This window comes from Aequorivita lipolytica (assembly GCF_007997135.1).
GTDB classification, from domain to species: Bacteria; Bacteroidota; Bacteroidia; order Flavobacteriales; family Flavobacteriaceae; genus Aequorivita; species Aequorivita lipolytica.
In genome coordinates, this window is the sequence record NZ_VORU01000008.1 from 67,973 (window position 1) to 88,507 (window position 20,535).

21 protein-coding genes and 3 pseudogenes are annotated in these 20,535 nt (G+C 37.6%); 11 read left to right on the forward strand and 13 right to left on the reverse strand.

Annotated features, from left to right (window positions below; all coding sequences use genetic code 11):
• Positions 1–98 precede the first annotated feature (98 nt).
• The 7 genes from ESV24_RS10200 to ESV24_RS10230 all read right to left on the reverse strand — a co-directional run bounded on the left by ESV24_RS10200 (position 99) and on the right by ESV24_RS10230 (position 6,229).
• On the reverse strand, positions 99–557 hold the full coding sequence (locus tag ESV24_RS10200) for a hypothetical protein (protein WP_111816165.1): 459 nt from the start codon (positions 555–557) through the stop codon (positions 99–101).
• A 145-nt stretch (positions 558–702) separates the two neighbouring features.
• Entirely contained in the window at positions 703–1,761 is a 1,059-nt protein-coding gene (locus ESV24_RS10205) for a nucleoid-associated protein (protein ID WP_111816166.1), read from the reverse strand.
• A gap of 241 nt (positions 1,762–2,002) precedes the next feature.
• Complete coding sequence (locus ESV24_RS10210) at positions 2,003–2,518, reverse strand: IS1096 element passenger TnpR family protein (RefSeq protein ID WP_111816167.1); 516 nt, start codon at positions 2,516–2,518, stop codon at positions 2,003–2,005.
• Positions 2,519–2,595: 77 nt separating this feature from the next.
• Positions 2,596–3,609 (reverse strand): COX15/CtaA family protein, encoded by a 1,014-nt coding sequence (locus tag ESV24_RS10215; protein ID WP_111816168.1) that lies wholly within the window; start codon positions 3,607–3,609, stop codon positions 2,596–2,598.
• 93 nt (positions 3,610–3,702) lie between these two features.
• Positions 3,703–5,127 carry a CCA tRNA nucleotidyltransferase gene (locus tag ESV24_RS10220; protein WP_111816169.1) on the reverse strand — a complete coding sequence of 475 codons (1,425 nt, stop codon included), beginning with the start codon at positions 5,125–5,127 and terminating at the stop codon, positions 3,703–3,705.
• A 117-nt stretch (positions 5,128–5,244) separates the two neighbouring features.
• Positions 5,245–5,619, reverse strand: coding sequence for a GxxExxY protein (locus ESV24_RS10225; protein ID WP_111816170.1), 375 nt, complete (start codon positions 5,617–5,619; stop codon positions 5,245–5,247).
• A 49-nt stretch (positions 5,620–5,668) separates the two neighbouring features.
• Positions 5,669–6,229 carry an L-threonylcarbamoyladenylate synthase gene (locus tag ESV24_RS10230; RefSeq protein WP_111816171.1) on the reverse strand — a complete coding sequence of 187 codons (561 nt, stop codon included), beginning with the start codon at positions 6,227–6,229 and terminating at the stop codon, positions 5,669–5,671.
• A gap of 116 nt (positions 6,230–6,345) precedes the next feature.
• Between ESV24_RS10230 and ESV24_RS10235 the strand changes: the two genes are divergently transcribed.
• Positions 6,346–7,155 (forward strand): glycosyltransferase, encoded by an 810-nt coding sequence (locus tag ESV24_RS10235; protein WP_160110612.1) that lies wholly within the window; start codon positions 6,346–6,348, stop codon positions 7,153–7,155.
• Positions 7,156–7,217: 62 nt separating this feature from the next.
• Here ESV24_RS10235 and ESV24_RS10240 read toward each other — a convergent pair whose 3' ends face one another.
• Positions 7,218–8,171 (reverse strand): glycosyltransferase family 2 protein, encoded by a 954-nt coding sequence (locus ESV24_RS10240; RefSeq protein ID WP_111816173.1) that lies wholly within the window; start codon positions 8,169–8,171, stop codon positions 7,218–7,220.
• Positions 8,172–8,245: 74 nt separating this feature from the next.
• Here ESV24_RS10240 and ESV24_RS10245 point away from each other — a divergent pair, with 74 nt between their 5' ends.
• A complete protein-coding gene (locus ESV24_RS10245) occupies positions 8,246–9,115 on the forward strand; it encodes a hypothetical protein (RefSeq protein ID WP_111816174.1) in 870 nt (289 codons plus the stop codon).
• Positions 9,112–9,897 carry a glycosyltransferase family 2 protein gene (locus ESV24_RS10250; protein ID WP_111816175.1) on the forward strand — a complete coding sequence of 262 codons (786 nt, stop codon included), beginning with the start codon at positions 9,112–9,114 and terminating at the stop codon, positions 9,895–9,897. Before ESV24_RS10245 ends, ESV24_RS10250 begins: the two co-directional genes overlap by 4 nt.
• Positions 9,898–9,899: 2 nt before the next feature.
• Here the strand turns inward: ESV24_RS10250 and ESV24_RS10255 are convergent, their stop codons facing one another.
• Positions 9,900–10,661: a glycosyltransferase family 2 protein gene (locus ESV24_RS10255; protein WP_111816176.1), complete on the reverse strand. Its 762-nt coding sequence runs from the start codon at positions 10,659–10,661 to the stop codon at positions 9,900–9,902.
• A 115-nt stretch (positions 10,662–10,776) separates the two neighbouring features.
• Here ESV24_RS10255 and ESV24_RS10260 point away from each other — a divergent pair, with 115 nt between their 5' ends.
• Complete coding sequence (locus tag ESV24_RS10260) at positions 10,777–11,481, forward strand: polysaccharide deacetylase family protein (protein WP_235004032.1); 705 nt, start codon at positions 10,777–10,779, stop codon at positions 11,479–11,481.
• A gap of 140 nt (positions 11,482–11,621) precedes the next feature.
• Here ESV24_RS10260 and ESV24_RS10265 read toward each other — a convergent pair whose 3' ends face one another.
• The gene (locus ESV24_RS10265) at positions 11,622–12,359 is read right to left on the reverse strand and encodes a glycosyltransferase family 2 protein (RefSeq protein ID WP_111816178.1); all 738 of its coding nucleotides are present in this window, start codon (positions 12,357–12,359) and stop codon (positions 11,622–11,624) included.
• Positions 12,360–12,509: 150 nt separating this feature from the next.
• Here ESV24_RS10265 and ESV24_RS15450 point away from each other — a divergent pair.
• Positions 12,510–13,325 (forward strand): annotated as a pseudogene (locus ESV24_RS15450) (glycosyltransferase family 2 protein); the annotation flags it as partial.
• Positions 13,326–13,361: 36 nt separating this feature from the next.
• Positions 13,362–14,168: pseudogene (locus ESV24_RS10270) on the forward strand (glycosyltransferase family 2 protein); the annotation flags it as partial.
• 35 nt (positions 14,169–14,203) lie between these two features.
• Here the strand turns inward: ESV24_RS10270 and ESV24_RS10275 are convergent.
• A complete protein-coding gene (locus ESV24_RS10275; protein ID WP_111816179.1) occupies positions 14,204–15,277 on the reverse strand; it encodes a glycosyltransferase family 9 protein in 1,074 nt (357 codons plus the stop codon).
• Between the two features lie 48 nt (positions 15,278–15,325).
• Between ESV24_RS10275 and ESV24_RS10280 the strand changes: the two genes are divergently transcribed.
• Complete coding sequence (locus ESV24_RS10280; RefSeq protein ID WP_111816180.1) at positions 15,326–16,072, forward strand: lipopolysaccharide kinase InaA family protein; 747 nt, start codon at positions 15,326–15,328, stop codon at positions 16,070–16,072.
• Positions 16,073–16,157: 85 nt separating this feature from the next.
• Here ESV24_RS10280 and ESV24_RS10285 read toward each other — a convergent pair.
• Positions 16,158–16,459: pseudogene (locus tag ESV24_RS10285) on the reverse strand (HigA family addiction module antitoxin).
• A 158-nt stretch (positions 16,460–16,617) separates the two neighbouring features.
• The gene (locus ESV24_RS10290; RefSeq protein ID WP_111816181.1) at positions 16,618–17,433 is read right to left on the reverse strand and encodes a 2,3,4,5-tetrahydropyridine-2,6-dicarboxylate N-succinyltransferase; all 816 of its coding nucleotides are present in this window, start codon (positions 17,431–17,433) and stop codon (positions 16,618–16,620) included.
• A gap of 205 nt (positions 17,434–17,638) precedes the next feature.
• On the opposite strand from ESV24_RS10290, the gene ruvX reads away from it, so the two are divergent.
• The 4 genes from ruvX (at position 17,639) to mazG (ending at position 20,531) form a co-directional block, all read left to right on the forward strand.
• The gene (gene ruvX / locus ESV24_RS10295) at positions 17,639–18,049 is read left to right on the forward strand and encodes a Holliday junction resolvase RuvX (protein ID WP_111816182.1); all 411 of its coding nucleotides are present in this window, start codon (positions 17,639–17,641) and stop codon (positions 18,047–18,049) included.
• A gap of 371 nt (positions 18,050–18,420) precedes the next feature.
• On the forward strand, positions 18,421–19,011 hold the full coding sequence (gene def, locus ESV24_RS10305) for a peptide deformylase (protein WP_111816183.1): 591 nt from the start codon (positions 18,421–18,423) through the stop codon (positions 19,009–19,011).
• 64 nt (positions 19,012–19,075) lie between these two features.
• A complete protein-coding gene (locus ESV24_RS10310) occupies positions 19,076–19,621 on the forward strand; it encodes a DUF5606 family protein (protein ID WP_111816184.1) in 546 nt (181 codons plus the stop codon).
• A gap of 127 nt (positions 19,622–19,748) precedes the next feature.
• Complete coding sequence (gene mazG, locus ESV24_RS10315) at positions 19,749–20,531, forward strand: nucleoside triphosphate pyrophosphohydrolase (protein ID WP_111816185.1); 783 nt, start codon at positions 19,749–19,751, stop codon at positions 20,529–20,531.
• Positions 20,532–20,535: the final 4 nt, after the last annotated feature.

Here is a 20,535-nt window from a genome sequence, read left to right on the forward strand (position 1 = left end):
GTTTTATTGCAATCTCGAAGATTAACAAATTATTCTTTTTTGAATTTTTGTTTTTTGATATTTATTTGGAATTTGGAGCTTGTTATTTGGAATCTCACTTATAACTCCACCAAAATCTCATAAATTCCATTTTCGGTATTCTGTGAATAGTTGGAACCTTCAATGGTCAATTTGTTCAAAATTACATAAGAGCAGCAATCTTCTTTTTTTTCTTCCGCATCAACTAACAGCACAAAAATTTCTCTTTCTTCTACTTTCAAAACATAGTTTGCAATTTTCTTTTCCCAACCAAAAGGGCCTAAATTGATACTATTTATATCATTTTCAGAATTAAAAGTGAATTGCACTCTGCTATTATTGTTGTCTAAATCTAAAACTTCAATATCAGCTGGATCAAAAGTGCCATTGATAAATAAATTTTCGCCCGTGGCTTTATCCAAAAGTTCAAAGCTCAAGCTCAATGGTCCGCTATTGCAATCTACATCGCAATTATCTACGCTGCATGAAATAAATGCAGAGAATGCGATAACTAAGAAAATGGAAGCTTTTGTTCTCATTTAAAATAATATCTGCTAACAACTAACAACTAACAACTAACAACTAACAACTAACAACTAACAACTAACAACTAACAACTAACAACTAACAATTGCGTAATCTCTTCTATCGCCCAATTTGCTTTAGACACATGGCCGTGTGTCTCTACGATTTCACTTCTTTATTGAAATACACCAAATAATAATACATCTGCTTTTCCTCGTCCCATCCCTTTTCAACAAATTTTTCGGCACTTTCAGGATTAATGAAATCCAGCTTTATCTGAATATTGGTATCTAAGTTGATTACGTTTTTAATCTTTTTGCGCGCAGCAGTTACCGCTGTGTTTGCAATAGGGAAAGTGGTTAAATCTTCAATACTGTATTTGGGTGCTTTTTCACTTTTATAATGACGAAATTCCGGCAATAAATCTGGATTGTCAATCACCTCATTCATAAAGGCAGTTTCTTCAAATTGGTCGTTTTTGGCGAAATGGTTCACCGCACGATTCATAAACATAACTTCCTGCTTCTTGTCTTCCGCAGGTAAAACCACATCTTTTGCGAAATCCTGACAGAATTTCAAGTACTTTTTTGTGTAGAAATTATCATCTGCAAATGCTTCCACGCCTAGGAAGCTTTCCAACCAGTAACGTGCATCGTAACGGTTGCTATCCACAGAAAGAATTTTATAACCTTCTTCTTTTTGTGAATTGAAAATAATGCAGCCTTTGTCGAGTTTATTGAGGCTCACACCGTGCTGAAGCATTGCCTCCAGTTGGTTCCCATCTTCAGCAAACTGAAGAAAATCCTGTTTTAGTTCGCTCTTAAAAATTCCTATGGCGTCCATTTTTACGTTGTCTAATTGTACGCCTTCAAGATAGGCCACGTAAACCTCACCGCTTTTTATATGCGGATGTTCGGACTGATTGTAAAGATAGGTTGCCATTCTTCGACTCTCTTCGTGTATGTTTTCTGGATTATCGAAAATCTTTGTTGCGCTATTGAAGAGTTCGTGAAATTCCAAATCTGCCTCGTGCGAAAACTGAAAGTAGTTTTCTTCCTTTTCGCGGAACGGTTTCAGAAAAAACTCTTTTAGTAATGGCGTTATTTCATCGTCCATTTTATAAGGTTTTTCTGAAAGGAAAATTGCTTCACTTCTACTTTTATTACCCACTCTGTGAATGGAAAGGGATGCGATGTGGGTACTAAAAAGATTGATCATTTTTTAATTAGTGAATTAGTGTCCCGATAGCTATCGGGATTGTTAAAATGTGTCCCGATAGCTATCGGGATTGTTAAAATGTGTCCCGATAGCTATCGGGATTGTTAAAATGTGTCCCGATAGCTATCGGGATTGTTAAAATGTGTCCCGATAGCTATCGGGATTGTTAAAATGTGAATTTGTTTTTTAGTGTCTATCAACTATCAACTATCAACCATCAACTATCAACCATCAACTGAAATCAATTCCAGTTTTCGTCAAAATCGAGGTTGTCGTAATCTTCGGGATCTAGGTCAAACTCTTCATCAAAATCATCTTCCCCTTCAATAGGTTCAGAAATGAATTCTTTTTCTGGAGCTTCTTCGGGTATTTCGCCGTGGGCGAACATCAAATTTGGATACATCTGACCATCTTCGCGTTGTGCAACATCGGCAAGTTCTACCATAAACGTCCACATATTTAGAAAATCGTAAACATATAGCAAACGTGTTTTTTCTTTGTCTACCACGTCTTCTAAAAAGGTTTCGCCCATAATGCGAACGCCACCGGGTTCGTCACTTACGTCAAAAAGGGAAATTTCTTCTCCCTCTTCCCACAGGTCGTTACTGGTGTAAAAAGAAGCCATCTCCTGCCCGTCAAACCCGAAGGACTGGGTAATAGCATTGTGAAAATCTTCTAGCGTTGCCGAAGCTTCTATTTCGATGTCGCGGAAAACGTCTTCGTGGGTGTCGAGGATTATTCTGAAACGGTAAATCATTTTTTCAATTTTTTTTGGGACGCAAAGTTATAAAAAAAGTAGGCAGTATCCAGTTACGGTTTGCAGTTTTGAATCCTTTATTTTGAAAATCGATGCAAAACAAACGTCATTGCCGCAAGTAGGAAAAAAGCAGTTACTTGATGCAAAACCCCTAATACTACTGGTACTTGTAGGATTAGTGTGAAAACACCCAAAACAAACTGCACCAAAGTTAATAGCAATAACGTATTGATACCGTTTTTTTGCAACATCGTTAAAGGTAGTTTTCTGGCTTTATACCAAATAAAAAGAATTATTGCTACAACTGCATACGCCATATAACGATGAACGAATTGTACACCGCTTTTGCCTTCCACAAAGTTTTTCCACATAGGCAGCTGTTCCGTGGTAACGGTTTCGTGCATCCATAGACCATCGTTCATTAGCGGCCAATGGTTATGAATCCAGCCCGCATCCAGACCCGCCACGAATGCTCCCCAGATAATTTGGATAAGTAATATCACCATTCCAAAGCGAACAATATTTCGCATGTGTTTACTGATTTCTTTTTTAACGGGATATATTAAATCCAAGGCTACCCAAAGGGTGTAAGCAAAGGTTATAAAAGCGGTCGTTAAATGCATTGCAAGTCTATAGTGGCTCACATCTGGCCGATCCACCAAGCCGCTTTTTACCATGTACCAACCAAGAAATCCTTGAAATGCACCCAGGCACATTAAAATTATAGCCTTCTTTATTGTGGGTTTCGTGAGTTGTTTTTTCAGAAGAAAATATAGAAAGGGAATAATAAAAACCACTCCCAAAAGTCTTCCCAATAAACGGTGGAACCACTCCCAGAAATAAATATCCTTAAAATCCTCTAAGCTGAAGTGATTGTTCAGTTTTTGGTACTCGGGGAATTGCTGGTAATGTTCAAATTCAGCTATCCAATCCGCTTCATCTAGAGGCGGAATTGTACCTGAAATTAATTTGTAACTTGAAATAGAGAGTCCGGAATGGGTTAAGCGTGTAATACCGCCTACTACAACCATAATGAAGATTAAGAAACATCCCGCTAGGAGCCAGTAGATTACTTTTTTGTTGTCTTTCACTGTTGATGCTATTGATACTGTTGATACTGTTGATACTATTTATAGTATTGTCGTTTTCTAACTTGGCAACTGACACAGTTAATTACTATTTTTTTATTTTACCGCCTGCAGCCCGATGGATTGTCCTTTTTTCAACATAAATTTTCTCGCAGCCTCGTATTCATTGGGAATTTCACCTTCAAGGATTGCTTCTTTTATGGCGTCTTTTATGATTCCGATTTCGCGGGATGGTTTCAAGCTGAAAGTTTCCATAATTTCCTCACCCGTAACTGGCGGTTGAAAATTGCGAACCTGGTCGCGTTCTTCCACTTCCACAATTTTATTCCGTACCAATTGGAAATTGCTGTGGTATTTTTTAAACTTATTGGGATTCTTGGTAGTAATATCGGCTTCACAAAGCGTCATTAAATCTTCTACGTATTCGCCTGCGTCAAAAATCAATCTTCGCACGGCGCTGTCAGTAACTTCGCTTGCCAAAACAATAGGGCGGGAGCTCATCAAAACCATTTTCTGGACGAATTTCATTTTATCGTTCAGCGGCATCTTCAAGCGTTTGAAGAGTTTGTAAACCATTTTTGAGCCTACAAATTCGTGTGCGTGAAACGTCCAACCCAGTTTTTTATCGAACTTTTTTGTGGGTGCTTTCCCAATATCGTGAAGCAATGCGGCCCAGCGCAGCCAAAGATCTTCTGTTGCTTTTGAAATATTATCAACCACCTCCAGCGTATGCCAAAAATTATCTTTGTGGGTTTGACCTTCCTTTTCGTCTATGCCTTGCAGCGCAACCAATTCTGGTAAAATATACGGTAGCAATCCTGTTTTGTGAAGAAGTGAAAATCCTTTTGAGGGCACTTCTGAAAGTAAAATTTTATTCAGCTCATCCACAACCCGTTCTTTGGAAATGATTTTTATGCGTTCAACATTTCGGGTAATTGCTTCCAACGAATCTTTTTCAATCACAAAATCTAATTGGGTTGCAAACCGAATGGCGCGGAGCATTCGTAAAGGATCGTCGCTATAGGTTATATCTGGGTTTAAAGGCGTTCTGATTATTTTTTTATGAAGATCTTCAATTCCATTAAATGGATCTAGCAATTCTCCAAAATTTTCATCGCTCAAACTAAGTGCTAAAGCATTTATAGTAAAATCCCTTCGGTTTTGGTCGTCTTCCAAAGTTCCGTTTTCAACAGCGGGATTTCTGCTTTCTTCAGAATAGGATTCTTTTCGGGCGCCTACAAATTCAAGCTCAATGCCGCCGCTTTTTAGCATTGCGGTTCCGTAGGTTTTAAAGATTGTAACCTTGGGTTTTCCGGGTAGTAGTTTGGAAACTTCTTCAGCCAAATCAATTCCGCTACCCACCGCAACTATATCAATGTCTTTGGCTTCGCCGCGCTTTAATAAGAAATCGCGCACGTAACCGCCAATAACGTAGCTTTCCAAGTTTAGATTTTTGGAAGCTTTGGAAATGGTTCTAAATACTGGATTTTTTAAAGCGGATATATAGGTTTCTTTAACCACAAATGAATTATGTTTTTTTAATATAAATATTCAAGGATTGTTGACCACGAATACACGAATATTGTTTTATTTTGTATTTTTTTGGAATATTTTCTAAACTTTAAAATATATCAATTTTTATAATACTACTCTTTTATATTCTAGACCTTCACCTTTAAAATTTGCCAAAATGGCCAATTTATTTTTTGAGACTTTTAAATAATTAATACACTGCCCTAAGTGCAGATCTGTAAGTATTTCAACAGTTTTTATTTCCAAAATAATCTTATCATAAACTACAAAATCAGCATAGAATTTATGTTTAAGAATAATATCTTTGTAGGGAACAGAGAATTCCTTTTCTCTTTCGAAGGAAATATTTCTTTGAATAAATTCATATTTCAAGGCATCTTTATAAACTATTTCAGACAAACCACTGCCCAAGCAGTTGAACACCTCATAAAGGCAGCCAACTACGTCATAACTTTCCTGTCTATAAATTATATCAGTCATATTGCACGAAGAAAATATAAAAACATTCGTGTATTCGTGGTGAACTCTTTTATTGACGAATGACTTTAACGCTTCCATCATTCTTCAACTTAATAATAGCCGATGGTTTTCCAGACTTTTTTTGGTGATGCAAATTTACAACATAGTCCACGCCTTCCAAAATTAAAGGGTCTATTTCGGCATAACTTTGTGGGGTTTTTTCTCCGGAAATATTTGCGGAAGTTGAAACCAACGGTCTGCGGAATTTCTGTATTAGTTTTTTACAGAACTCATCCTTTGTTACCCGAATGGCCAACGAGTTGTCTTCAGCAATAATATTTTCCGCTACCCGTATTGGGTCGTCATAAATAATGGATGTAGGCTTTTTTGCATACTTCAAAATATCGTAAGCTACTTCCGGTACGTTTTCCACATACTCGTTCAGCATTCTAAAATCGTGAACCAAACATATCAACGATTTTTCATCGCTACGTTGCTTCAGTTTAAAAACTTTATCTACGGCATCAGGATTGGTGGCATCGCAGCCTATTCCCCAAACAGTGTCCGTAGGGTAGAGGATGAGGCCTCCTTTTTTGAGAATATTTAGACAGTTTTCAACTTCAATTTTCATAGCTTATTTTTTGTAAAAATAGATACTGCGAAGGTATTGAATTTGACTTTTGAAAGCGAATAGGTGTTGATTTATTTCTTTAGATTTGGAGCTTTAATCTCCGAATGAAAGCAAATATGCGCCTTAGAAACAACTTGCCGCTTTTATCTGTAATTGTGCGAACACTAGGCAGTGATATAGAATTATTGAGAAAGGCACTATCGAGTGTTTTTAAAAATTCGTATTCTAATATTGAAGTGGTTATTGTTTTTCAAGGAATTGATAAAGCGCTTTTTGAAGCTGTTAAAAATGATATTAATTTGCAGTGGCCGAATAAAGCTGTGCATTTTATTCAGAATAAAACAATAAATGACGAACGCTCCAAGAACCTAAATATGGGTCTCGAGGCTGCCAGGGGTGAATACTTCGCTTTTTTGGATGATGACGATTATGTGGCTCCCACACATTATGAAAACTTAATTTCAGCAATTAGTAGAGAAAAAACTTCAATGGCTTTTTGCCTTGCACAAGTTGTGGACGAAAACGATAAAATTAAAGCTGAACTTTTTGACGGCAGATTTATTGATAAGCTCTCTTTTTATAAAGACAATTTTATTACGATCCACAGTTTTGTGGTTACGGGAAATGCAATAGAACGACTAAATTTGAAATTCGATGAACGGCTTCAGTTGGCTGAAGATTATCTTTTTTTACTTCCACTTTATATGAATGAAGCCGTTAGTTTTGTACCCGAGCGAACTAGTTTCTATAGAATTGTTTCCGAAGAATCACAAAGTTTTACCTCTTATGAAAATAGCGGAAAAAGGGCACAGCAATACGAACTTCTAAAAAATTTGAAACGACGCTACAAACCATCTTTTTTTCAAAAATTGAATTTAAAAATCAGGAGATTGCGGGGGCTGGTTTATAAAGTTGAAGAAGAGTGATTCTGTGCCGCCAATGCGCAAAAAATTTAAACACAAAAGACAGCATAATAAATTTATTGATGTTACAGAATAGTGTCCTTTTTTTCAAGTTGCTTTTGTTGATGCCTTAGGGAATGGGCCAAACTCTCACCTCTAAAAAGTAGAAATTTGAAAAGCGGACGGTACTTCGGTTTGAAAATAGCCTTAAAAAAGTAAGTGAGAAGCAAATAGCTTTTGATGATCCAAAACTTAGAAAATCCGAGATTTTTTCGAACCACATATAAATAGGAAAGCAAGTGTTCTTTCTTTTTCAAAATATTGAAACCGCCGCTTTGTCCTTCCAAATGAATGTAGCTGATTTGCGGTAAAAAAACTGTTTTGTAACCCAACAGTTTCAGACGATAGCAAATATCAAATTCTTCATAATAAAGAAAAATATTAGGGTCGAAGCCACCACATTCGCGATAAGCATTTGCATTGAAAAACATAAAACTGCCAATCACAAAATCAACTTGAGTTGGGGTTTTTAATTCAGCGTTAATTTTTGGGATTTTCGGATCGGTTTTATAAAGAAATTTCTTGCCAAACAATTTATAGCGAACCCCTTCAAAGGGTCTCTGTGAAATAGATTTTTCGCCTTCGCCATTCAGTATTTGAATACCGCAAACACCAACATTTTTACTGCTTTCCATAAAAGAAACCATTTCGGAAAAGCAATCTTCAGTAAAAAGTACATCGCTGTTTATAAAAGCGAAATAGCGCCCCTTGGCTTGTTGCGCGCCCAAAACATTTCCGGCGCCAAACCCCAGATTTATCTGGCTTCTTAAAACTTGGCACTCTTCCTGATTTTGAAATGCATTTTGAAGTGAAACTCCTTCATTGTTTGCTGAAGCGTTATCAACAATAATAAATTCTACGTGAATGTTTGAAGGCGTAAATTTTTTAATGGAAGCCACACAATCCAACATTAATTGAAACGTATTATAATTTAGAATTATGACGGAAACGAGCGGTTGTGCGGAAGTGGTTTTTTCCAAAATTTAATCTATTTGGTTTGTCAAAGGCTTTAAAAATAGGCTATTTTTGTGAATTAAGTAACCATCACAAAGGTATGTCTAAAAAAATTCACGTTGGTTTTTTGTTATCGTACGATTACGAAAATCTCAAAAAAGCAATTCCGCCGGTTTATGAAGATGCCGATGCAATTTTTATAGCAGAGGACAAGGAATACAGAACCTGGTCTGGCGAAAAATTTGAGGTTTCACCCTCCTTTTACGAATGGTTAAAGGAATTTGATACAGAGAAAAAAATACAGATTTACAAAGACGATTTTTATCTACCAGCGCTTTCAGCAATAGAAAACGACACCCGTGAGCGTACTTTGCTTTCTGAAAAAATGGGCGTTGGCAACTGGTTAGTGCAGGTGGATGCCGACGAATATTTTATAGATTTCAAAAGTTTTGTAAAGACGCTTCGGAAGTACGATAGTTTCTTAAAAAATCCCGCAAAGACGCCTGTGCAGATTGCTGGGTTTCTTATAAATATGTATAAATATACAGACGACGGCTTGCTATATGTTGATAATCCTACGAAGGTTTTATTAGCTACGAATTATCCAAAGTACACCTTTGCGCGCCAAAACCGAAAGCGCGTTATTTATACAGATAATCTTTTGATGCACGAATGTATCTCGCGTAGCGAAAAAGATTTGATGACAAAACTCACCAATTGGGGCCATTCCAAAGATTTTGATATTGAACAATACGTGGAAAAATGGCGCTCGGTTAACAAAGATAATTATAAGGAAATGCAGGATTTTTTCTACTTACAGCCCGAAGGTTGGAAAACGTTGGATTATATCGGCTCGAAAAACATGGACGAAATAAAAAAGCAATTGAATGCAAAGCCAGAGTTACATCCTTCACAATTTTTTCTTTTTAAGAAGAATATTGGGCAATATTTTAAACACCTTTTTAAATGAAGACTTCGTTATTAATTTCAACTTACAACTGGCCTGAGGCATTGGAACTGGTGCTTTTGAGTGCTCAAAACCAAACCGAAAAACCGGATGAAATTTTAATTGCAGATGATGGCTCTTCCGAAGAGACAAAAAGCTTGATTGAAAATTTTCAGAAGAAATTGATTGTTCCAATCCACCATTTTTGGCACGAAGACAAAGGTTTCCGAAAGTCGATTATTTTGAATAAGGCTATCGCTGCTGCAAAGGGAGATTACATTATTCAACTGGATGGCGATTGCATTATGCACAAAGATTTTGTGCGTGATCACAAAACTTTGGCGCAACCCAATGTTTATCTTTTTGGAAGTCGCGTGAATATCCAAGAGGAATTTCTTCCGAAGTTATTCGATTCACAAAAAATAAAATTTAGCTTTTTTGACAAAGGCATTAAAAAACGCACCCGAAATCTACGCGTTCCCGCATTGAGCAATCTTTATAAAACCACCGATGAAATTTCAGGAAAAATGCGTGGTTGCAATGTTTCCTTTTGGAAAAAAGATGTGGTTGCGGTTAACGGTTACAACGAAGAATTTGAAGGCTGGGGCAGGGAAGATTCTGAATTGATTATACGGATGATGCACAACGGCGTTTTGGGCAGAAGGCTTCGTTATCGTGGGATTGTTTATCACATTTGGCATAAAGTAAAAGACCAAAGCCGTTTTGAAATCAACGATACGTTGCAGGTAAAGGCGCTAGCTGAAAAAATCAAATGGTGCGAGAAGGGGATTGATAAATACTTATAATTTCAATCAATCTTCCTGTACAGCAGCCAAAGATTCACATATCTTTTAAAAACCGAAAAGGCACTTACATAAGCCAAGACAAAACCTTCCTTCCCGTCTAAAATTCCCAGTCGGAAAATGAATTGGTTCCAAAAGCGATAAAACGGACGGAAAAGGAAATGATAATAATTGGGTTTCTTTCCTTTTTTATAAAGCATTTCTGCCTGTAGTGCGCTGTATTGGTGCATTTTGGCAGTGTAATCGTCAAAGGATTTATAGGTGTGGTGCGGTAAAGTGTTTTTTAAATTTTCCGTTTCGCCATTTGTTTCCAAGGTTTCGTGAACCAGATTTGCGTTGTAGCTGCAATGATTTTTATTGAAAAAACGCACGATATAATCATTTTGCAATCCACTGTATTTTATACGTTTTCCCATAAAATAGAAATCGCGTTTCACGAAATAAGCAATTGAAGAAGGGTCTTTAAACGTTTCCAAAATTTCACTTGCAAGTGATGGCGTTATTTCTTCATCGAGATCAAAAAAAGTAACCCAATCGTTTTTCGCTTTTGAAATGGCAAAATTTTTCTGAGCCGAAAAATTGTCAAAAACTCGTTGGTAAACCGTAACCTTTTCGTGTTTTAAAGCCAAAGCGACGGTTTCATCACTGCTAAAAGAATCCACAATCACAATTTCATCGGCAAACCAAAGACTATTAATATACCCTTCAATATTGTGCGCTTCGTTGAGCGTTATGGCGAGAGCGGTGATTTTTACAGTGTTTTCCAAAAACAGATTGTAGTTTGCGTAAAAGTAGTAAATTTAGACTTGAGATTTTAGATATTAGAAATGAGACTTTTAATGTATAAAATAATAGACTCATATTTTTAGATGTAACTGTTTCGTGGCAAAGCTTCCAGTTTTAATGTACCATCACATTCACCCCCGCGAAAGCGCGGGTCTTACCATTTCCGTGGAAAAACTTGAAAAGCAATTTAAACATTTGGCTGAAAATGGTTACAAAACTTATCACGTGAAGGAGTTGTTACAAATAAAACAATTGGCTAAGGGTAAAAATATAGTCATTACGTTTGATGATGGCTACGTGAGCCAAATGGAATTGGCGCTTCCTTTGCTAAAAAAATACAAGCTGAAAGCCACTTTTTTCGTGCCTTTGGATTTTCTCGGAAAAACAGACAGTTGGAATACAGCTTCGTTGGAAATAATGACTTCGGAACAGTTGAAATCACTCGATCCAAATATTATAGAGTTCGGTTTTCATTCCTTTTACCACAAAAAATACACTGAGCTTTCCAATGCAGAAATAGAAGCTGACACTCACCGCTGTATTGAATTTGTCACAGAAAATGATTTGAATTTTTCACCGGTTTTGGCGTATCCTTACGGGAAATTTCCAAAGGAAAAAGCGCGTAATGCTATCTTCAAAAAAATACTTTTGGATAACGGAATTACAATCGGGTTGCGCATTGGCAATCGCATAAATAATTTCCCCTTTAAAAAACCTTTTGAAATAGAACGAATTGACGTAAAAGGTGAATTTTCAATGTTGAAATTTCGGCAGAAGATTCGGTTTGGGAAACTTTTTTAAAGCTAGAAGCTAGAAGCTAGAAGCTAGAAGCTAGAAGCTGAAGGTTGGAAGTTGGAAGCTGGAAGCTGGAAGCTAGAAGCTAGAAGCTAGAAGCTGGAAGTTGTTTAGTAAACTCGTAACCTGAAACCTGAAACAATTTTTCACCGCATCCCTTTCTTTAGCAACATCAATTTCACATAGCGTTCAAAAACCCCGTATGCATTTACGGCGGCTACTGTTAGTCCGGGAACGCCATCGCGGAACCCGCCTTTTAAGATGAAGGATCGGAAAAACCGGTATGCTGGTTTAAAAAATAGGTGGAACCAAGTAGCTTTCTTGCCTTTTTCAAATTGTTGCTGCGCCTGAAACCAAGCGTACGATTCTTTTTTTGAAATATAGCTGTCCAAACCTTTATAGGTGAAATGGAGCATTTTGTTTTTAAGTTTTCCGATGCTTCCTTCGCAATGCAATTTTTCGTGTACCTTGCCGGAAAAACTGGCACCTTCACGTTTTACCAGCCTAAGTACATCGTCGCTATGATGGTAAAGAAAACGGTTCATATAAAAATGTGGGAAATTTATTTTGTAGCCGCAGTGTTTTGGGTTTTGAATGATTTTTTTTATTTCCGCTTCCAAAGTGTGCGTAACGCGCTCGTCGGCATCAACAAATAAAACCCAATCACCCGTGGCTTCCTTTAATGCGAAGTTTTTTTGGTTTGAAAAATTATCGAATTTTCGCTGCAGAAATTTGGTAGCGTATTTTTGGGCAATTTCGGGTGTTTTATCTTTGCTGAAAGAATCAACCACGATTATTTCATCAGCGAAAGAAACCGAAAACAGCGCATCTTCAAGATATGCTTCTTCGTTGAATGTGGGTATGATTACGGTTAGTTTCGGCATAATTTTTCACCACGAATACACGAATATCATTATACATAATTATTCGTGTATCCGTGGTTTTTTAATTCTTCACAAAGATTACTTTTCATTTCGAAATTACAACTTTTTGTTTCTTGAGCCAACTTGATAAATAACTTTATCTTTGCAAAGATGAAACTACTGGACACTTCCATAATTATAAGCACTTACAATTCCATCCAATGGCTTGAAAAAGTGCTGTATGGCTATAACAATCAAACCTATAGACAATTTGAAGTGGTAATTGCCGATGACGGTTCCAATGACGAAACAAGGGATTTGCTTAAACGGATGGAAATGGAAGTTTTTTATCCCATCGTCCATGTTTGGCAAGAGGACAAAGGTTTTCAGAAATCGCAGATTCTCAATAAAGCCATACTTCAGTGTAGTTCTGAATATATTATAATGAGCGACGGCGACTGCATTCCGCGGAAGGATTTTGTGGAACAGCACATTAAGAACCGCGAAGAGGGTTATTTTCTTTCTGGCGGTTATTTTATGTTGCCGATGGATATTTCAGAGGAAATTACCAAAGAAGATATTTATACCGAAAAGTGTTTTGATGTTTCGTGGCTTAAGAAAAACGGACTTACATCTTCATTTAAAAACAACAAACTATATTCCGGACCATTAAAGGCCAATCTTCTAAATGCTTTTACGCCCACCAATGCAAGCTGGAACGGCCACAATGCCTCTGGGTGGAAAAAGGATATTGTTGCTATCAATGGTTTTGATGAACGTATGCAATACGGAGGGCAGGACCGCGAGCTTGGGGAGCGTTTGACCAATCTTGGCATAAAGAGCAAACAGATACGTTATAATGCGGTAGTGCTGCATTTGGACCATCCCCGCGGTTACAAAAATGAAGAATCCATCAAAAAAAATCTTGGAATTCGTAAACTTACCCGCGATCAAAAAAAGAAGTGGACACCTTACGGCATTGTGAAAGATGCCAACGCCGCTCCTTATGTTTCGGTTATAGTGAGCACGTATAATCAACCCGAATGGCTCCAAAAAGCGATTTGGGGTTTTGAGCAACAACTGGAAAAGAATTTTGAAATTATCATTGCTGATGATGGTTCTACGGAAGAGACCTCGGAATTAATCCGTTACTTTAAAGAAAACTCTTCTTTGAAGATCACCCACGTTTGGCAGGAAGATCACGGTTTTCAGAAAACAAAAATTTTGAACAAGGCCATACAGGTTTCAAAAGGAGAATATTTAATTTTTACTGATGGCGATTGTATTCCTCGGAACGATTTGGTATCGACCCATTTGGGACTTAGCCGTCCGGGATGCTTTCTTTCAGCGGGCTATTTTAAATTGTCTATGAAAATTTCAAAACAAATTACCAAAAACGATATTGAAACCCAGCGCTGTTTTAATGCGAAATGGCTTTTAAAACACGGATTGAAAAAAACTTTTAAAATCAATAAACTTACTTCATACGGATTGAAGGAGGATATTTTAAATACGTTCACCCCAACCAGCGCCACTTGGGATGGCAACAATGCTTCGGGCTGGCGCAAAGATGTACTTGCCGTAAATGGTTTTGACGAGCGCATGCAGTACGGTGGCGAAGACCGCGAAATGGGCGAACGATTGATGAACTACGGGGTTAAACCCCAGCAAATAAGATACAGTACCGTAACCCTACATTTGGACCACGAGCGAGGCTATGTTAAAAAAGAAATGTTTGTAAAAAATAAGGCCATTAGGCGGGAAACCAAGAAGGAGAATAGAGTTTGGACCGACTATGGTATTACTTCAAAAGTAGAAAGCACCAATTGATTATTTCTATTAGAAAATTGAAGTCGTTTCTAAAATTAATTGGTAACGCTTATTAAATGGTGCTTGAGAAAAGGTTTCAGTTTTACAAAAATCATTTCGGGCGTTAATTCGCTATAAAGGGAATGGGGATCTTGCTCAATCCTTCTTCTTTCTTCTAAAGTGAAACTGCTGAAAAGATTTGGTTTTTCCTCCAATAAGTGAATGGAATCGTGGTGGTCTCCATCCTCAAAACTGCACCAATGCTCTTTGTTCACATAGGGCGAATAGATTGTAAATGTTGGTTTATTTAGCGCCTTGGTGATGTGTACGCTACCGCCTTCGTTAGAAACCAAGAGATCGCATTGGTTCATTAATTTTATAAAACCGCGAATGGAATCTTCATAAATATCGAGGTTTATTTGGTCTTTGTTTTGGCACATTTCATAAACCTTCAGCGCTTCTTCCTTTTGATGGGGCGCATAATTGAAGAGAATGGTGCCGTAATAGTTTGAAGTGATGTAGTTAATTATCTCGACCATATATTCATAGGGCATAGACTTTTGCGGCGTGCTTCCTAAAATGCCCAGCATAATTACTGGTTTTTTAAGGGAGTCAATTCGCGTATAATTTTTTTCTTCTTCGGTTAGGAATATTTTAGGAGCATACTCTGGCTCTTGTAGTTCAAAGACTGATGCAATCATATTAATTCTATCTTCAATAGCCTTCCCGCAGTTTTTGGACCGATGGTCCAAAAAACTAATGGGGTGGGTATAAAAGGGAAGTTTTAATTCTTTGTGGGCTCTTTTCAGCCCAATTCTGTATTCAGCACCAGAAAATAAACAGATCATTCTACTTTGAAATTTGGAATACGGATCAAAAATGATGTCGTATTTCTCCTTTCTTATTTTCGCGATGGTGCGTAGAAGATTTGTAAATTTTTTAAGCTCTTTTTCCTTAACCGAAATAACTCGGTCAATGTTCGGATTCCGTTCCAAAACGCCCGTGGTGTAGTTGTACACAAAATATGTGACTTCGCTTTGCGGAAAGATTTTTTTTATATTGTTGGCAATTACAGAGCTGATCAGCACATCGCCAATTCTTTTGTTTTGTATTACGAGTATTTTCTTCATATAGATTACCTTCGCAAAATACTTTTTTTGAATGTATCTTTTTTATAAATGCGCGAGAATTTTGTAATTCATCCCAACTATTCCCACTTGGCTGCAAAGCTACAGGATGTGCTTTACAATTTTTCCAAAAAAGGGGATTATGTAACCAAAGGCGAACGCAATGTAATTAAAATGGTTCAGCTTGAGGGAATTGCCTTTAATATTAAAAAATTCAAAACGCCCAACGTATTTCAGTCACTGGTTTACCAATATCTTCGGAAAAGTAAGGCGAAGCGGTCTTTTGAATACGCTTCAAAACTGATCGATTTCGGAATAAAAACACCTTTTCCCGTTGGGTATTTGGAAGTATTTTCAGGAGGCCTGAAAGAGAGTTTCTATGTAAGCGAGCACGTAAATTACGACTTTGATTTCCGCGAATTGATACATAATCCAAGTTTTAAAAAGCGAAACGAAATCTTGCGGCAGTTTACACACTTTACCTTTAAGCTTCACGAAAACGGGATAAATTTTCTAGATCATTCTCCAGGCAACACCCTGATTGTGGAAAGCGAAAAAGATACATATGTTTTCTACTTGATTGACCTAAACCGAATGCGTTTTGAATCGATGGATTTCAACGCGCGGATGCACAATTTTCGAAGATTATGGCTTTCAAAAACGATGATGAAAGTGATGGCGAAAGAATATGCCAAACTTTATAAAAAATCTGTTGATGGAACTTATGCCCTGATGTTGCACTACAGCAGGGGTTTTCAGAAGAAAGTTAATAGTAAGAAGTTGCGGCGGCGGAAATGACAGTAAATTTAAAAATTTGGGGACTTTCTAAAGATGCTCGAACCTTTGGGCTGTCAAGGACTTGGACTATGGATTATATGCGTTTTTATTCAACGTTCTTGTCAGCGTAAAGAATTATTTCGTTCAGTTCATTTCGTTTATTTTCTTTTTCCTTTTCAATGTCATAATCATCTTGAAGTCCGAGCCAGAATTTGGCAGAATTCCCAAAATATTTGCTCAATCGCAAAGCCGTATCTGGGTAATTCGGCGATTTCCTTTTATTATTTCCGAAATTCTTGTCTGCGCTATTTTCAGATCTTTTGAAAGTCGGTAGGCAGTAATTTGGAAGGGCTCAAGAAATTCATAATTCAAAATTTCTCCAGGGTGTACATTCGCTAACTTTTCCATTTTTTCATTTTTAATGATAATCGATTATTTCCACTTCACTTGCGTTTCCTTTAGTTGGATGTTCGTAGGCTTTTTTTTCAATGTTGCCTAACCCATTATATCCCAACAAATAAATTCATTTATCAATATATCACTGGATTATAAGTAGCTTTTTGGTATTAAACAGCCACCCCATACTCCCGCAAAGCATCATTCAGAGAAGTTTTTAAATTAGTACTTTCCTTGCGTTTTCCAATAATCAGCGCGCACGGAACCTGATATTCACCGGCGGGAAATTTCTTGGTATAGCTTCCAGGTATTACCACACAGCGTTCTGGCACCAAACCTTTTGTTTCAATGGGTGTTTCACCCGTAACATCAATAATCTTTGTGGAAGCGGTGAGTACCACATTAGCGCCCAACACGGCTTCTTTACCAACGCGAACACCTTCCACGACAATACAGCGTGAACCAATAAAAGCACCATCTTCAATAATTACCGGAGCGGCTTGCAATGGTTCCAAAACGCCGCCAATGCCTACGCCACCGCTTAAGTGTACGTTTTTGCCAATCTGTGCGCAACTGCCCACCGTTGCCCAAGTATCTACCATTGTACCTTCATCTACATAAGCGCCTATATTTACGTAACTAGGCATAAGGATTACACCTTTTGAAATATACGCGCCATGACGTGCAACGGCATTTGGAACTACGCGGATTCCCTTAGCTTCGTAACCCGATTTTAGCGGAATTTTATCATGATATTCAAAAATTCCAGCTTCGAGTGTCTTCATTTTTTGAATGGGGAAGTATAGCACGATTGCTTTTTTTACCCATTCGTTTACTTGCCAGCCATTAGCCGTGGGTTCTGCACAGCGCAGTTTGCCTTCGTCGCAGAAGTTTACCACTTCGCGTATGGCGACGATGGTTTCAGTTTCGGATAGTAGGGAACGGTCTTCCCAAGCTTTTTCTATGATTTTTTGAAGTTTGTTCATATTTAAGATTTTATAATTCTTATTGATGCTGTTGATGCTGTTGATGCTGTTGATGCTGTTGATGCTATTGGTACTGTGATGCTTTTGATTTTTATACTGTCATCCGTCATCCTTCTTCCGTCATCCAACAAATATAAAACCTCCGTTTCAAATAACTGTCCAATTGTAGCATACTATTTACGAAACCCTTATTTTTGCAGTCGGTATGGGAAGAATTTTAGCATTAGATTACGGCAGTAAGCGCACAGGCATCGCCATTACGGACGAGTTGCAACTTATTGCTTCTGGCTTGACGACTGTTGCCACTTCTGAACTGATGGATTTTCTGAAAAATTATATTGCGTCGGAAAAGGTTGAACTGATTCTAGTGGGCGAACCAAAACAAAAAGACGGAACCCATTCCAACATTGAGGCAGAAATTCAGAAGTTTTTAAAGAAATTTTCAAAAGTATTTTCCGACTTAGAGGTGAAGCGTGGTGATGAACGTTATACAAGTAAAATGGCTTTTCAATCAATGATTGACAGCGGATTAAAAAAGAAACAACGTCAAAATAAAGCGTTAGTTGATGAGATTAGTGCAACTATTATTTTGCAGGAATACCTTTATAATAAATAGAGTCAAGAGTCAAGAGCCAAGAGTCAAGAGTCAAGAGCCAAGAGTCAAGAGTCAAGAGCCAAGAGCCAAGAGTCAAGAGCCAAGAGTCAAGAGTCAAGAGTCAAGAGCCAAGAGCCAAGAGAAAAGAAAAACGAATTTTTCAGTAGGCTCGTGATTTATCGCGTGCAATGGAAAATAAAAAATAATAAGTAAGGATACTTTTTATCCTTTAAAGTAACAATAGAATCCATAGTATCCACAGAATCAACAGAATCAACAGAATCAACAGAATCAACAGAATCAACAGAATCAACAGAATCAACAGAATCAACAGAATCAACAGAATCAACAGCATCGATAGAAAATATAGAATAACAATAGAAAATTAATAAATGATTTTTCCCATAATAGCATACGGCGACCCGGTTTTAAGAAAAGAGACCGAAGAATTAACCAAAGATCATCCAAAACTGGATGAGGTACTTGCAAATATGTTCGAAACCATGTACGAAGCTCGTGGCATCGGCCTTGCGGCGCCTCAGGTAAATTTGCCCATCCGTCTTTTTATAGTAGATGCAACCCCTTTTGAAGACGATGAAGATCTTTCAGAAGAAGAGCAAAAATTTGTTTCTACTTTCAAGAAGGTGTTCATAAACGCGCGGATTCTTGAAGAGTCTGGCAATGAATGGGCGTTTAACGAAGGTTGCTTGAGTATCCCAGATGTGCGTGAAGATGTATTCCGTCAGCCAAATATTGTGATTGAATACGAAGACGAAAACTTCAAAAAACAAAAAGAGAGTTTCAGTGGCATAGTAGCTCGCATCATTCAGCATGAGTACGATCACATTGAAGGCATTCTCTTCACAGACAAGCTTTCACCCTTAAAGAAACGCCTGATAAAAAGCAAATTGACGAACATTTCAAAAGGCAAAGTAGATACTGATTACCGTATGAAATTCCCCAATGCAAAAAAGAAACGTTAAACACTTGTTTATATTAACCAAACCAAAGATATTTGCAAACGTTAAAACATTTTAAAAGTATTTTATGAGCTTAGAAAAAGTGCTTTCCATTTCCGGCAAACCTGGACTTTACAAACTAAAAACACAAACCCGTGGGGGCTTTCTTGCAGAGTCGCTTTTAGACGGGAAAACAATAAACGTAAGTGGACGCCACAATGTGAGCCTACTTTCTGAAATCGCTATTTATACCTTGACGGAAGAAGTTCCGCTTCGTAAAGTATTCGAAAAGATTTCTGAAAAGGAAGGTGGTAAAGAAACCATGAGCCATAAAGCTTCCAAGGAAGAATTGGAAGAATTCTTCTTCGGCATAATGCCAGATTATGATGAAGATCGCGTTTACGCAAGTGATATCAAAAAAGTGGTACAGTGGTACAATATGCTAATTAAAGAGGGAATCACAGATTTTTCTGAAACGAAGGAAGAAAATGGTGATGACGAATTAGAAGCCAAAGCTGCAAAGAGCGGTAAAGTAGTTTCTCCAAAATCTGCTGCTCCCAAAACTGCAAATCCTAAAGCCTCCTCAACTAAAAAAGGCGGCTCTACAAAAAACGCTGCTTCACGCAAAACCTAAGATTGGGTTTTTGAGTTATAAAATTATTTTGAAAAAATCCCTTAATCCGCTCCGGGTTTTGGGATTTTTTGTTGAAATTAACCTTGCTAATAGTAGAATACAAAGCATCAATAGAATCAATTAAAATATGAATTCCCGAAAAGAACAACTAAAAGCTTTTGACAGGTTATTGACCATTATGGACGAACTACGCGAGCAATGCCCGTGGGACAAAAAGCAAACGATGGAAACGCTGCGCCATTTAACCATTGAGGAAACCTATGAATTGGGTGACGCTATTCTTGATAGGGATTTAGATGAGGTTAAAAAAGAGTTGGGAGATGTTTTACTCCACATCGTCTTTTATGCTAAAATAGGTAGCGAAACCAACGATTTTGACATAGCAGATGTTTGCAACAATATTTGTGAAAAGTTGATTTCACGTCATCCACATATTTACGGCGACGTAAAAGTGGCAGACGAAGAAGAAGTGAAGCGCAACTGGGAAAACTTAAAATTAAAAGAAGGTAAAAGCAGCGTTTTGGAAGGTGTTCCAAAATCATTACCGGCCGTGGTTAAAGCAAGCCGTATTCAAGAAAAAGTTGCAGGAGTAGGGTTTGACTGGGAAGAACCCCAACAAGTGTTTGAAAAGCTTCAGGAAGAGTTGGGCGAGCTTCAACACGAAATAAATGAAAACAACCAAGAAAAAATAGAAGCCGAATTTGGGGACGTTCTGTTCTCAATGATAAATTACGCCCGATTCCTAAAAGTAAACCCGGAAAATGCATTGGAACGCACCAATAAGAAATTCATAAAACGCTTTCAATATCTTGAAAGCAAAGCCAAGGAAATGAACAAATCTTTGAAAGATATGACACTGGCAGAGATGGACGTTTTTTGGAACGAAGCTAAAAAAATCAACAACCAGTAGAGAC